This window comes from Sphingorhabdus contaminans, assembly GCF_007280415.1.
In the GTDB taxonomy this organism is placed as follows: domain Bacteria; phylum Pseudomonadota; class Alphaproteobacteria; order Sphingomonadales; family Sphingomonadaceae; genus Sphingorhabdus_B; species Sphingorhabdus_B contaminans.
The window spans coordinates 1-12802 of record NZ_VKKU01000001.1; the positions used below are offsets into that span (position 1 = coordinate 1).

Sequence of the window (12802 nt, forward strand, 5' to 3'; positions counted from 1 at the left end):
TGCAAGTTTTGTCTCGCCTTTCGTCGGCCGGCATGACGATAACGGCTTCGATGGAATGCAGCTGATCAGCGACATCCGGCTGATCTACGACAATTATGACTTTGGTACCGAGATATTGGTGGCAAGCGTGCGCCACGGCATTCACGTGCTGGAGGCAGCGAAGATTGGAGCTGATGTCATGACGGCGCCGCCTGCGGTCATCAAAGGACTGTTTAAGCATGTCCTGACCGACAAGGGCATCGAAGGCTTCCTTGCCGACTGGGCAAAAACAGGTCAGGCAATCGGGTGAGAAATGCTTGAGGGAGAACGGAACGGGTCGCAAAAATTCCGTTCCCCCCCAAAACCCCCGTAAAACGAGGAACTGGATAACGAATCAAAATTAGCAGGATTCGGAAGCCATCGCTTGTATGTTTCCGACATCGGTTGAAAATCTTCTACACTTGCGGACAAATGCCTATGGGCTATTGTCTGTATAGGATTGAAAGGCGGGCGGGAATATTAGCCAATCCACGCAGACAGCGCGTTTGCGGGAGTCTAAATATGAACAAGCCCGAAATGGTGTTTCCCATCGCACATATTCATTATCACGACGAAATCGACGGCAATGGCAAGGTCATTGTCCCTGAAGATGTTCAGGATGCCATCCGCACTCTTATCCGGTGGTCGGGTGATGATCCAAGCCGCGAAGGTCTGCTGGATACACCGGCACGGGTCGGACGTGCTTGGCGGGAATATTGCGCGGGCTATGCCGAAGACCCTGCTGCCCATCTTTCCCGTACATTTCAGGAAGTCGGTGGCTATCATGAACTCGTGCTGTTGAAGGACATACCTTTTCAGTCGCATTGCGAGCATCACATGGCACCCATTATCGGCAAGGCATCGATTGCTTATATGCCAACCGATCGAGTTGTCGGAATATCGAAGCTTGCACGTGTGCTCCACGGATTTGCACAGCGCCTGCAAGTACAGGAACGCCTGACAGCCGAAGTTGCAAACTGTATTTGGGACAACCTGAAGCCCGAGGGTGTTGCTGTCGTCATTGAGGCGCAGCATGGCTGTATGACTGGCCGGGGCGTAAAGGTGCACGGGGTTGGAATGGTGACATCCAAACTGATTGGTTGTTTTCTGGATGACCAATCGAGCCGCAAAGAAGTCATGAGTCTGATGGGTTATTAATCCCCCCAACGCGTCGGGGAAATGTCTAATCAGCTTTACATTTTCCCTGTGCGCGCGCAATCTCCCGTGTGAGGGAGAGTGAAATGATCAGGAAAGCTTTGTTACTCTTAGGCTGCGCCAGCGGTTTCGCCGGGGCTGCTTTTGCCGAATCTGCTGAAAAGCCCGCATCGACCGCTACGATTTCCGCGCAGCGCCTCAGCGCGCAAAGTCTGCCTGTCGATGACGGTCGTGATGCCGACTTTTCGGATCGGGGGTTCATTGCCACTTTATCCGATCCCCAGATCAAGACAAAAGACGGCAAAATTGTATGGAATCTGGGTGCGTATGACTGGATGGCCAGCAATACCGCTCCTGACTCGGTAAACCCCAGCCTTTGGCGTCACATGGGATTATTGCGAAAGCATGGTCTGTTCGCCCTGTCCGAAAACATGTGGCAAGTCCGCGGTTTTGACGTGTCCAACATGACGGTCATCAAGGGGCAAAGCGGATGGATATTAATCGATCCGTTGACGACACGGGAAACTGCGGCAGCCGCGCTTAAATTAGTCAACGAGACCTTGGGCCCACGTCCGGTCAGTGCCGTCATCTATAGCCATAGTCATGGTGATCATTTCGGCGGTGTCCGTGGTGTCGTTAACGAAGCCGACGTGAAAGCCGGAAAGGTTCAAATCATTGCGCCTGAACATTTTCTGGCCGAAACAGCATCGGAAAACGTCATGGCCGGACCAGCCATGGGACGCCGTGCCAATTTCCAGTTCGGATCACATTTGCAGCCGGGACCTTTTGGACAGATGGGCAGTGGTATCGGGCGGGGTGTCGCAGGTGGCGACATCACGCTCATTGCACCGACCATGGAGGTTAGAAAAACCGGTGAAACACGGGAGATTGATGGAGTTACCCTTGAGTTCCAGATGGTGCCTGAAACCGAAGCACCCGCTGAAATGAATGTGTATGTTCCCGCCGCGCGGACTTTCCTTGCTGCCGAGATCGCCACCTGTTCGCTCCACAACATCTTGACGCCGCGCGGGGCGAAGGTGCGCGATGCCCATGCCTGGGCCGGCTTTCTTAACGAAGCCGTCAATCTCTACGGAGATCGCAGCGATATCGTTGCATCAAGCCACTGCTGGCCCCGGTTTGGCCAGGATGAAGTCAAGGGGTGGCTTGCAGGACAGCGGGATAACTACCGGTACTTGCACGACCAGACAGTCCGGATGATGAACAAGGGGATGACGCAAGCCGAGATCGCCGAGGCATTGAAGGCACCTCCAGCCATTGGCGACCAGTGGTTCAACAAGGGATATTACGGCACCTACAGTCATAATTCCAAAGCGATCTACCAATTTTATCTGGGGTGGTATGATGCGGTTCCGGCAAATCTGAATCCCCATCCGCCCGAAATACGCGCGGCGAAAATGATCGCGGCCATGGGTGGCGCTAAGAAGGTGTTGGCTGCTGCGAAAAAAGCGATGGCGCAGGGAGATTATCGCTGGTCTTCCGATTTGCTTAACAATCTGGTTTTTGCCGATCCGAAAAATTCGGAAGGACGCGCTTTGCTCGCTGATAGTTACGAGCAGCAGGGCTATCAGGCAGAGTCCGCCATCTGGCGGAACATGTTCCTTTCGGCGGCGCGTGAATTGCGCCAAGGCGTCAAGTCGAGCATCAACACACAGAGCATCGATATGATCTCGGCCGTCCCGACGGGCCTATTGCTGGATTCGGTTGCTACGCGGCTTGATCCTATTGCAATTACAGACCGGAAACTGGCACTCAATCTGCGTTTTACCGACAGAAACGAACAGGCCAAGATTTCGGTCGGCAACGCCGTCATGTTTAGTGAAATGGGCGCCGCTCATGAAAAGCCCGCAGTCACGGTCAGTGGACCGCGGCAGCTGTTTTTGGCATTGTTTTTCCTAAAGCTACCTTTGTCACAGCTAGAAGCGGCAGGGCTTAAGGTAGAAGGCGATCGTTCGCAGGTGGAAGCGTTGCAGGCGGCGCTTGATCCTATGCCAGGACCGTTCAATATTGTGGAACCGTAGGTCCATATCGGGCAGTTTACATTTCACCCCGTTCGCGGCGGATCGCGTACCATTTCTCAACATTGGCATTATGTTCTTGCAGGGTATTTGCAAAAACATGACCACCTTTACCATCGGCTACAAAGAACAGGGCTTTAGTCTTTTCCGGATTAAGGACAGCCTCGATTGCAGCACGTGAGGGGTTGGCAATAGGGCCTCGGGGCAAGCCAACCATGGCATAGGTGTTATAGTCGTTAACATCGGCGATCTCTGATTGGCGGATGCGGCGACCGAGAGGCTTGCCCTTTGTAATCGGATAAATAATTGTGGGATCTGCCTGCAGCATCATGCCCTGACGGATGCGGTTGGAATAGACGCCGGCGACCATGCGCAGTTCCGACTTCAACGCCGTCTCCTTCTCCACAATAGAGGCAAGCGTCAATGCTTCTTCTGGTGTTTTTACAACTGTGTCGCTGCTACGTTTCGGCCACAGATCCGCCATCGTGCGCGTCATGGCGTCCTGCATGCGTTTCAGTACCGCTGCCCGGCTTTCGTTTTTCTCAAAAGCATAGCTGTCGGGCAAAATGGACCCTTCGGCCGGAATTTCTATAGTACCGGTCAGACGGTCATTCGCCATCAGGCGCTCATACACCATGATTGATGGCCAGCCCTCAGGGATGGTCACCATGCGCTGTACGGTTTTTCCTCCGGTAAGAATGTCGAGCACATCGGAGTTTGAAGCGCCCGCAGGGATAATGAATTCGCCCGCCTTGATGGTGCTAGTGGCACCGAATATTTTTGCGCGGTTGATGAAAGCGTCGGCGGATTTGACAACACCTGCTTCTTCAAGAAGTTTCGCCGCCGAAGTAATACTTGATCCAGGTTTAATGACAACCGATGTCTCACGGGTCAGGGGGCCGGGAGCCGTCCAGCCGTAAACAAAGTTGGCAGCAATTGCGGCAAGCAGCACCAGAGCTGCAATAATTGCCCATTTGGCCAATTTGCGCATCAAACAACCGTTCCGATGTTCAAGCAGCCCGGATGCGGCACTTTAGTCGACTGCTTTCATGATCAGGCTGGCGTTGGTGCCCCCAAAGCCGAAACTGTTGTTGAGCACAGCTTTTACCTCACGCTTCTTTGCAACATGGGGCACCAGGTCGACACCGTCCGTGCCTTCATCCGGATTGTCGAGATTTAAAGTGGGCGGCACGATCTGGTCGCGTAATGCCAAAATGCAGAAAATGCTTTCCACTGCACCAGCGCCACCCAACAAATGGCCAATAGCCGATTTGGTCGAGCTCATCGAAACCGTGGATATCGCATCCCCGAACAACCGCTTGACCGCGCCCAACTCAATCGTATCGGCCATGGTCGAGGTGCCATGGGCATTAATATAATCAATATCGGATGGTGTCATGCCTGCCTTCTTCAGCGCCATCTGCATGGAACGGAATGCGCCATCGCCTTCAGGATGAGGTGCGGTTACATGATAGGCGTCGCCGGACAAGCCATAGCCCACGACTTCGGCATAGATTTTTGCGCCACGCGCCTTGGCGTGTTCATATTCTTCAAGAACAACGATACCGGCGCCTTCACCCATAACAAATCCGTCTCGGTCTTTGTCATAGGGGCGGCTGGCCTGCTCGGGCCGGTCATTAAATGTCATGTTCAATGCCCGGGCTTGAGCAAAACCGGCAATGCCCAGGGGGTTGACCGTGCCTTCGGCGCCGCCGGCCAGCATGATATCGGCGTCGTCATCGCGGATCATACGTGCCGCATCGCCAATAGAATGCGCACCGGTCGAGCAGGCGGTTACGACTGCATGGTTCGGACCTTTCAGGCCGTATTTAATGCTCACTTGTCCGGAAATAAGGTTGATGAGGCGGCCATGCACAAAATGCGGGCTCACGCGACCGGGGCCTTTTTCGGCCAAAAGCAATGCCTCACTCTCAATGCCCGGTAAGCCGCCGATACCCGACCCGATCGAGCAGCCGGCACGTAGCTTTTGCTCTTCGGTCATTTCTGTCAGACCGGCATCTTCCAAAGCCTGGCCCGCAGCGTCGATGCCGTAAATGATAAACGGATCCACCTGACGCTGCACCTTGTGGTCCACACGCTTGTCAGGGTCGAACCCCCAGGGGTGATCCTTTGGCTTCACTTCGCATGCGATATGACATTTCTGATCGCTGGTATCGAAGCGGGTGATAAGGCCTGCTCCCGATTTACCCGCTATCAGATTGGCCCAAGAAGTTTCGACATCCCCGCCCAAGGGCGTAACCAGTCCCAGTCCCGTAACCACAACACGACGCATGCTTTATCTCCTGGCGGGCTTTTGAGCGCCCAATAAAAACAAGTGGAGCCAAAATGCAAACGGCTTTCCGGTTAAAACCGGAAAGCCGCGCTATCCTTAAGATGTGCAACGCAAGCGCGCTGCTGCACCCGATCAACCGTTGGCGTTGATAAAGTCGATGGCATCCTTGACGGTTGCGATCTTTTCGGCCGCATCGTCTGGGATTTCCACATTGAACTCTTCTTCAAACGCCATGACGAGTTCGACGATGTCGAGGCTGTCGGCGCCGAGATCATCAATAAAGCTGGCTGCTTCCGTTACCTTGTCGGCTTCGACACCCAAATGTTCTACAACGATCTTTTTGACCCGGTCCGCGGTATCACTCATTTATTTGCCCCTTATAGCTTGGGAGGATTAATATCAGGACTCGCCCTAATGTCCAGAACGGCTGCTGGCAAGTGGCAAGCGTTAAAGCATCGCCATCCCGCCGTTTACATGTAATGTTTGGCCTGTGATATATCCAGCCTCCTTTGAGGCGAGATAGGCAACTGCGGCGCCAATGTCTGTGCCTTCGCCCATCCGGCCCATAGGGATGCGGGCATTCAAGGCTTCCTTCTGGGCTTCGGGCAAGACATCTGTCATCGGCGTCGCAATAAATCCCGGCGCGACGCAGTTGACGGTAATCCCTCGACTTGCAAGCTCTTGAGCCATTGATTTCGACATTCCGACCAGACCTGCTTTGGATGCAGCATAATTTGCCTGGCCGGGATTGCCTGTTGCGCCGACGACACTGGTAACCGAGATCATGCGGCCGAAACGGGCTTTCATCATCGGCCGGCTCGCTGCGCGCATCAGGCGAAAAGCGCTTTCCAGATTGATCTGGATCACTTCGTCCCATTCTTCATCTTTCATCCGCATCGTCAGATTATCGCGGGTGACGCCGGCGTTATTTACCAGAATATCGATCTGACCCAGTTTCTCCAATGCCGCCGGAACAAGAGCTTCAACACTTTCCGCATCGCCCAGATTGCAAGGAATCGCGACGTGATCACCGTCCAAAGAGGCGCGGAAAGTCTCCAGTTTCTCAACATTGGATCCAGAAACCGCCAGACGCGCACCCTGGCTAGCCAGAGCGTGGCAAATCGCGCTGCCGATGCCGCCGGATGCTCCGGTAACAAGGGCGGTCATACCGGTAAGATCAAACATATTATTCTCCCGTAAACTTTGGTGCGCGCTTTTCCATGAACGCATTGATGGCTTCGTCATTGTCGGCTGTTGAATGGGCAAGAGCCTGCATAGCAGCCGACATTTCAAGGATGTTTCGCAATTCGGCTGTCTGCCCTTCGCGCAACAAACGCTTGGTCATACGCACAGCATGCGGTGGGTTCGCAACTATCTTGTCCGCTATTCGCCGTGCGGTGGCCATTAATTCTTCAGGCGCAACCACTTCGGATACAAGACCGATGCGCAATGCCTCGGCTGCGTCAATCATTTCACCGGTCAGTGCCAATTCGGTCGCTTTGGAAAAACCTACTATGCGGGGCAAAAGCCAGGCGCCACCATCACCCGGAATGATCCCGAGCTTGACAAAACTCTCCGCAAACTTGGCGTTTTCGGAGGCAACCCGGATGTCGCACATGCAGGCAAGATCGCAACCTGCCCCAATGGCATGGCCATTGACTGCGGCAATGACCGGGACTTCCAAGGCCTGGAATAAGAGAGGCAGACGCTGTATGCCATATTTGTAATTGCGGCGCGTCTGAACAGATTTGCCGGAACGAAGGCTGCCCACGTCGGGAACCATCTGTTTCAAATCTCCACCCGAAGAAAAGGCGCTTCCTGCGCCTGTCAGGATTACACAGCCAATGGTGATGTCCTTGTCCGCCGCCTCCATCGCAGCGCACAAGGCGTCAACAACATCATTGTCGGATATGGGATTGCGCTTTTCGGGCAGGTTCAACGTTACTGTCAGGACAGCGCCATCGCGTTCTTGTATCAACATGGCTTTACAGCTCCTTTAAAAGGGCTTCGATATCGTCCATTGAAATGATGCTCGTGGTCGAAACATCTTCCCCGGCACTACGCTTCACCATGGGGCTCAGCACTTTGCCACCGAATTCGACAAAATGGGTCACGCCCGCTGCTGCCATGGCTATAGCAGATTCCCGCCAACGTACACGCCCGGTCACCTGCTCCACCAATTGCGCCCGGATCGTATCCGGATCGATGACCGCGTCTGCCGTGACATTTGCATATAGCGGCACAATGGGTGTTTGCAGATCGGTTTTGGCCAAGGCTTCGGCCATGGCGTCGGCGGCCGGCTGCATTAATGGACAGTGGAAGGGCGCAGACACCGGCAGCAATATACCGCGTTTGATTCCATGGTCTTTCACAAGCTCGATTGCACGATCAATCGCGCTTTTGTGACCCGATATCACGACCTGCGAAGGATCATTGTCATTTGCTACCGTGCAGGTGTCACCTTCGGCTGCCGCCTGAGCCAAGGCTTCGGCTTTTTCGATATCGGCCCCGAGCAATGCCGCCATGGCGCCGATACCGACAGGAACAGCCGCCTGCATTGCGCGGCCGCGCAGCTTCAACAGCCGTGCGGTTGTCGCAAGATCGAAAGTGCCCGCCGCACATAATGCCGAATACTCACCAAGCGAGTGGCCGGCGACGAAGCTGCATTTGCTTCCAAGGGAAACGCTTCCTTCAACCTCAAGCACGCGCAAAGTGGCAATGGCATTGGCCATAATGGCGGGCTGTGCATTCTCTGTCAGCGTCAGGTCGCTTTCGGGGCCTTCGCACATCAATTTGAACAGATTCTGGTCCAGAGCGTCATCGACTTCCTGAAACACCGCCTTTGCCGTCGGGCTTGCAGCAGCAAGTGCCTGGCCCATGCCAACGGCCTGACTGCCTTGGCCCGGAAAGATGAATGCGCGCATAGATGCTCCCTTTCAGATTTGTTTGCAGCCGCCTAGAAAGTGGCGCTGGATGTTGCAAGCCCGAACGGCACGATCTTGTTGTCTGCGTCATGGCCGATATCGGCATGCCCCATAAAGTTGAGCCCGTTCGTGCGGCACCAGCGCTTGGCAATTTCGGTTGCGCCTTCGCCAAAGGGGCGATCATTTTCAGGAACATCGCTGACCCGGCCCAAGCGCAAACCGGCAAGGCCCATATCTTTCAAATGGCTGCTCATGTGGAAAAAAGCGCGGTCAAAGGCATAGAGATATTCGCTGACTTCTTCGATCATCAGTACATGCCCCTTCAAATCCGGCATAAGGGGCGTACCTACCATCATGGCCAGCGTCATCAGGTTGAAGGCCGCATGGCGTTCACCCGCCTGAACATGCGGTTCCAGCGATTGAGGACTGCGATGGACAATCCAGTCCAGTGCACGAATAACGGCTGCATCGCCTCCTTCGCGCCTTATGTCCGCAGGCATGGGGCCGTGGGCGAGGTGGGGAAAACCGTGGCGCTGAAGGCAACCCAGCAAATTTCCCTGATCGCTATAGCCCATATAAAGTTTGCGATGCGCAACTTCTTTAAGGCCCGCCACCGCCTGTTCGGCGATGCGACATGCGCCATATCCGCCCCGTACGAACCAGATGGCGTCGATAGATGGATCATTGGCGAGATCGACGAAGGCGGTCAGGCGTTCCTGATCGGTGCCAGCGAAGTGACCTTTCTCGACAAAACATTGCGGGTCGAACAATAATTCGGCTTCGGGATGATGCAAAGCCGCCAATGCCGTCACGCGATCGGCATCCACCCGGGTAAAGGCGGTTGATGGGGCGCAAATCCCGATCTTCATATTTGTCCTTCCTCCCGTCCGACACTGTTCGACCACGCTTTGCCATCGTGCATGTTGCCAAAGCCAGCGCCACGCAATAGCGGGGATGGATGAGCAATACCAAATCCTATTTCTTCTGCGGCATTGGCGGGTCAGGCATGTTGCCGCTCGCCACCATTTTGGCTGAACAAGGCGCAGAAGTGGCGGGTTCCGACCGTGCACTTGACCAAGGGCGTTTGGGAGCCAAATTCGAGTATCTGCAGGCGCGCGGCATGGACTTGTTTGCGCAGGATGGTAGCGGCCTGACACGCAGTGACCAGATTTTGGTGGCTTCCGCTGCGGTCGAGGACAGTGTGCCTGATGTCGCCAAGGCCAAAGCGCTGGGCTGTGTGCGCATGACGCGGGCCCAATTGCTCGCTCAATTGTTCAACGCATCCCCACGATCTGTCGCGGTCGGCGGGACAAGCGGCAAGTCAACGGTAACGGGAATGATCGGCTGGATCGCAAGCAAACTGTCCTGTGACCCTACGATAATGAACGGTGCCGTCATGCGGAACTTCGCCGATGCCGATGCCCCCTTTGCGAGTAGCCGGGTCGGTAAGGGAGGGCTTTTTATCAGTGAGGTGGACGAAAGCGATGGTTCGATCGCGCTATTCCAACCTGAAATTGCAGTGCTCAATAACATTACGCTTGATCATAAGAGCCTGGATGAATTGCGGCAATTGTTCGGCGATTTCGCTGCACGGGCGAAAGGCACGGTCTGGAACGCCGATGATCCTGAAAGTGTCGCGCTGATGGCGAACAAATCGGATGCAGTTTCCTTTGGCTTTGCGGCAAACGCCGATTTTCGTGCAGTCGATATGGTCGAGAAACCTTTGTCCGTAGAGTTCCGCCTTTTGGTCAAAAATACAGAACATGAAGTTCGGCTGGCTGTCCCCGGGCGACATAATGCCGCTAACGCGCTCGCCGCGCTTGCGGCCAGCGCCGGACTTGGGCTTGATCTTGAACAGGCTGTAGCCGCCCTTGGCCAGTATAAGGGCTTGGCGCGCCGTTTCGAAATAGTCGGCACAGAACGTGACATTACCGTTATTGATGACTTTGGCCATAACCCCGACAAAATCTCGGCCACACTTGATACCCTGAAAGCATTCCCGGGTCGGGTCATCGCCTTTTTCCAACCGCATGGTTTTGGCCCCCTGCGGGTAATGGGGAAAGAGCTCGCCGAGATATTTGCGGCCAAGCTGGATAGGCAAGACAGGCTTTTCCTCTGCGATCCCGTATATTTCGGCGGTACAGTCGATAAAAGCATCGGTTCGGACAGCGTCGTCGCGGACGTCAACAGGTTGGGTACCGTTCAAGCGCTACATGTTGCTGATCGGGCGGAGTGTGGACGGCAAATCATCGCCATGGCCCGGCCAGGTGACCGTATTGTCATCATGGGCGCACGCGACGATACATTGAGCGCGTTTGCCACTGAAATTGTGGAAAAACTGCGCTCATAAATTTTTTTTGAAAACATGGTAAAGAAATTGCGACAGCGTCCGTTTCTCCAGCCATGAGCAGCATTTCTTTAGATATTGGTGAGAGTAGCGAGCCTTCGGGCGGTCTGTTGAAGTGGCTTTTGGGTCGCAAATCGGAAACCCGCACGCCGGGTGTGCGTGAGGAGCTGTCGCGTGACGACCGCTTCATGATGCGCCACGGTGCGATGGTGGAAGATATATGCGAGTTCTTGGCGCGGGCGGGGCTCGATCCGATCCCGGACCATTATGAACTCGCCTGGCTGTACCTCGCAGGTGCATCGAGCACACAACGTCACATGATCGAGGCCCATATGCTCGAGCATGGAGGTATTTCACCCGTTCATGCCTCGGGTTTGCTCGATGTCATGCGCAACGCAATCAGCGAGCGTGAACTGGCTGCAATGGTCGAAAAAGCCAAAAGCGACATCAACGAAGCGCAGTTGACAGCCGACCGGTCCGGTCAGGATGTCGCGAATTTTGGCGCGGCCTTGGGGGTTTCGGTCGATTCACTCTCCAATCCCGAAGCAGCGCGCGAAGCGATTTCCAAGCTTCAGGTTCTTACGCAGAATATGATGGAGCGAGCGGCCAAGGCCGAGGCAGAGTTGCGTGAACGCTCAAAAGCGATGTCTCAGCTAAAAAGTCGTTTAGTGCAAAGCCAGAAGCAGGCTTTGAGTGATGCGCTGACTGGACTTCCCAACCGTCGTGCATTCGACCTGCAGTTGGACGAGGCCATTGAGGTCGCTCATGAGACCAAAAAGCCACTATCTGTTGCCTTTTGTGACATCGACTTTTTTAAGAAGGTCAATGACACGCACGGCCACGCTGTTGGGGATCGTGTGATCAAGCACGTGGCCCAAGTGCTGAAAAACTGTGCGGGCGCGAAGGCGCATGTGGCGCGCCACGGCGGCGAGGAATATGCGTTGCTTTTCGAAAACATGAACGCGTCGCTTGCTTGCGATCTTCTGAATAGCGCGCGTGCCCGTCTGGATGCCAAACGTCTGGTTGCCAAGGACACCAATGTGTCGATCGGTGAAGTCACCATATCCTGTGGCGTTGCAACGCTCCAGATTGGCGAAACCGGCGCATCGATGCTTTCCCGAGCGGATCAGGCATTGTATGAAGCGAAGAACACAGGACGTAACCGCATTTGCATCGCGCCCTGAGTTCTCCAACGGCTGATTTCCCAGTTCAAAACTAATGGCGGCGCTTCAATGGCCGAATCGCTTGCATTTCCGGCAAAACCCACCTAAGCGCCCCACTTCGCTCAGGCCAGCCTGATCGAAAAGGAAGAAAGCCGGAGGGGCGTTCGCATGGTGCGGCGTCAGCGATCGGTAAGAACAAGGAAACGCCCATGCCGCTGTACGAGCATGTATTTTTGGCGCGTCAGGACCTGTCTCAGGCCCAAGTTGATGCGCTGGCTGAAAATGCCACCAAGATTGTGGAAGACAATAAAGGCAAGGTTGTAAAGACCGAAACCTGGGGTCTTCGCACATTGACCTACAAAATCCAAAAGAACCGCAAAGCGCATTTCGTGATGCTCGAGATCGATGCTTCCGGCGACACCATCGCCGAACTGGAGCGTCAGACTCGCATGAACGAAGATGTGATCCGCTACATGACCGTCCGCGTTGACGAGCATGAAAAGGGTCCCTCGGTGATGATGCGTAAGAGCGACCGTCCTGAGCGTAGCGAACGTGGTGGTTTTGGCGGCGATCGCGACCGTGGTGCTCCGCGTGGCGACCGCGCACCCCGTGCAGAGCAGGAGGCATAAATCATGGCACGTCCATTTTTCCGTCGTCGCAAGTCCTGCCCGTTCCAGGGTAAAGATGCGCCAAAGATCGATTATAAAGATGTACGCCTTCTTCAGGGCTACATTTCCGAGCGTGGCAAGATTGTACCGTCGCGCATCACCGCCGTTTCGGCAAAGAAGCAGCGTGAGCTGGGCCAGGCTATCAAGCGCGCCCGTCACATCGGCCTGCTTCCCTACATCGTGAAGTAAGGAGCCGCG

At 54.9% G+C, this 12802-nt stretch carries 14 protein-coding genes; 7 read left to right on the top strand and 7 right to left on the bottom strand.

Annotated features, from left to right (window positions below):
- The 3 genes from FOM92_RS00005 to FOM92_RS00015 all read left to right on the top strand — a co-directional run.
- Positions 1–289 (top strand): transaldolase family protein (locus FOM92_RS00005; protein WP_281285535.1); only part of this gene is annotated, 289 nt, incomplete at its 5' end.
- Between the two features lie 266 nt (positions 290–555).
- On the top strand, positions 556–1176 hold the full coding sequence (gene folE / locus FOM92_RS00010) for a GTP cyclohydrolase I FolE (protein ID WP_143776241.1): 621 nt from the start codon (positions 556–558) through the stop codon (positions 1174–1176).
- 83 nt (positions 1177–1259) lie between these two features.
- A complete protein-coding gene (locus tag FOM92_RS00015) occupies positions 1260–3212 on the top strand; it encodes an alkyl/aryl-sulfatase (protein ID WP_143774733.1) in 1953 nt (650 codons plus the stop codon).
- Between the two features lie 16 nt (positions 3213–3228).
- Here FOM92_RS00015 and mltG read toward each other — a convergent pair whose 3' ends face one another.
- The 7 genes from mltG to FOM92_RS00050 all read right to left on the bottom strand — a co-directional run bounded on the left by mltG (position 3229) and on the right by FOM92_RS00050 (position 9295).
- A complete protein-coding gene (gene mltG, locus FOM92_RS00020; RefSeq protein WP_143774734.1) occupies positions 3229–4200 on the bottom strand; it encodes an endolytic transglycosylase MltG in 972 nt (323 codons plus the stop codon).
- A gap of 42 nt (positions 4201–4242) precedes the next feature.
- Positions 4243–5502, bottom strand: coding sequence for a beta-ketoacyl-ACP synthase II (gene fabF, locus FOM92_RS00025; protein ID WP_143774735.1), 1260 nt, complete (start codon positions 5500–5502; stop codon positions 4243–4245).
- Positions 5503–5634: 132 nt separating this feature from the next.
- Positions 5635–5868, bottom strand: coding sequence for an acyl carrier protein (locus FOM92_RS00030; protein WP_143774736.1), 234 nt, complete (start codon positions 5866–5868; stop codon positions 5635–5637).
- Positions 5869–5949: 81 nt separating this feature from the next.
- Complete coding sequence (gene fabG, locus FOM92_RS00035; protein ID WP_143774737.1) at positions 5950–6687, bottom strand: 3-oxoacyl-[acyl-carrier-protein] reductase; 738 nt, start codon at positions 6685–6687, stop codon at positions 5950–5952.
- A 1-nt stretch (position 6688) separates the two neighbouring features.
- Positions 6689–7483: a crotonase/enoyl-CoA hydratase family protein gene (locus FOM92_RS00040; protein WP_143774738.1), complete on the bottom strand. Its 795-nt coding sequence runs from the start codon at positions 7481–7483 to the stop codon at positions 6689–6691.
- A 4-nt stretch (positions 7484–7487) separates the two neighbouring features.
- A complete protein-coding gene (gene fabD, locus FOM92_RS00045) occupies positions 7488–8426 on the bottom strand; it encodes an ACP S-malonyltransferase (protein WP_143774739.1) in 939 nt (312 codons plus the stop codon).
- Between the two features lie 32 nt (positions 8427–8458).
- Positions 8459–9295, bottom strand: coding sequence for an LD-carboxypeptidase (locus FOM92_RS00050; protein WP_143774740.1), 837 nt, complete (start codon positions 9293–9295; stop codon positions 8459–8461).
- 89 nt (positions 9296–9384) lie between these two features.
- Here FOM92_RS00050 and FOM92_RS00055 point away from each other — a divergent pair, with 89 nt between their 5' ends.
- The 4 genes from FOM92_RS00055 (at position 9385) to rpsR (ending at position 12793) form a co-directional block, all read left to right on the top strand.
- Positions 9385–10776: a glutamate ligase domain-containing protein gene (locus FOM92_RS00055; RefSeq protein ID WP_143774741.1), complete on the top strand. Its 1392-nt coding sequence runs from the start codon at positions 9385–9387 to the stop codon at positions 10774–10776.
- Positions 10777–10883: 107 nt separating this feature from the next.
- Positions 10884–11957, top strand: a complete 1074-nt coding sequence (locus tag FOM92_RS00060) for a diguanylate cyclase domain-containing protein (RefSeq protein WP_170226750.1) — start codon at positions 10884–10886, stop codon at positions 11955–11957.
- 188 nt (positions 11958–12145) lie between these two features.
- Positions 12146–12565 (top strand): 30S ribosomal protein S6, encoded by a 420-nt coding sequence (gene rpsF / locus FOM92_RS00065; RefSeq protein WP_143774743.1) that lies wholly within the window; start codon positions 12146–12148, stop codon positions 12563–12565.
- Between the two features lie 3 nt (positions 12566–12568).
- Positions 12569–12793, top strand: a complete 225-nt coding sequence (gene rpsR / locus FOM92_RS00070) for a 30S ribosomal protein S18 (protein ID WP_143774744.1) — start codon at positions 12569–12571, stop codon at positions 12791–12793.
- Positions 12794–12802 lie beyond the last annotated feature (9 nt).

Coding starts and splice junctions, on each gene's coding strand:
- folE (WP_143776241.1), top strand. CDS start 556: ATGGTGTTTCCCATCGCACATATTCATTATCACGACGAAATCGACGGC.
- FOM92_RS00015 (WP_143774733.1), top strand. CDS start 1,260: ATGATCAGGAAAGCTTTGTTACTCTTAGGCTGCGCCAGCGGTTTCGCC.
- mltG (WP_143774734.1), bottom strand. CDS start 4,200: ATGCGCAAATTGGCCAAATGGGCAATTATTGCAGCTCTGGTGCTGCTT.
- fabF (WP_143774735.1), bottom strand. CDS start 5,502: ATGCGTCGTGTTGTGGTTACGGGACTGGGACTGGTTACGCCCTTGGGC.
- FOM92_RS00030 (WP_143774736.1), bottom strand. CDS start 5,868: ATGAGTGATACCGCGGACCGGGTCAAAAAGATCGTTGTAGAACATTTG.
- fabG (WP_143774737.1), bottom strand. CDS start 6,687: ATGTTTGATCTTACCGGTATGACCGCCCTTGTTACCGGAGCATCCGGC.
- FOM92_RS00040 (WP_143774738.1), bottom strand. CDS start 7,483: ATGTTGATACAAGAACGCGATGGCGCTGTCCTGACAGTAACGTTGAAC.
- fabD (WP_143774739.1), bottom strand. CDS start 8,426: ATGCGCGCATTCATCTTTCCGGGCCAAGGCAGTCAGGCCGTTGGCATG.
- FOM92_RS00050 (WP_143774740.1), bottom strand. CDS start 9,295: ATGAAGATCGGGATTTGCGCCCCATCAACCGCCTTTACCCGGGTGGAT.
- FOM92_RS00055 (WP_143774741.1), top strand. CDS start 9,385: ATGAGCAATACCAAATCCTATTTCTTCTGCGGCATTGGCGGGTCAGGC.
- rpsF (WP_143774743.1), top strand. CDS start 12,146: ATGCCGCTGTACGAGCATGTATTTTTGGCGCGTCAGGACCTGTCTCAG.
- rpsR (WP_143774744.1), top strand. CDS start 12,569: ATGGCACGTCCATTTTTCCGTCGTCGCAAGTCCTGCCCGTTCCAGGGT.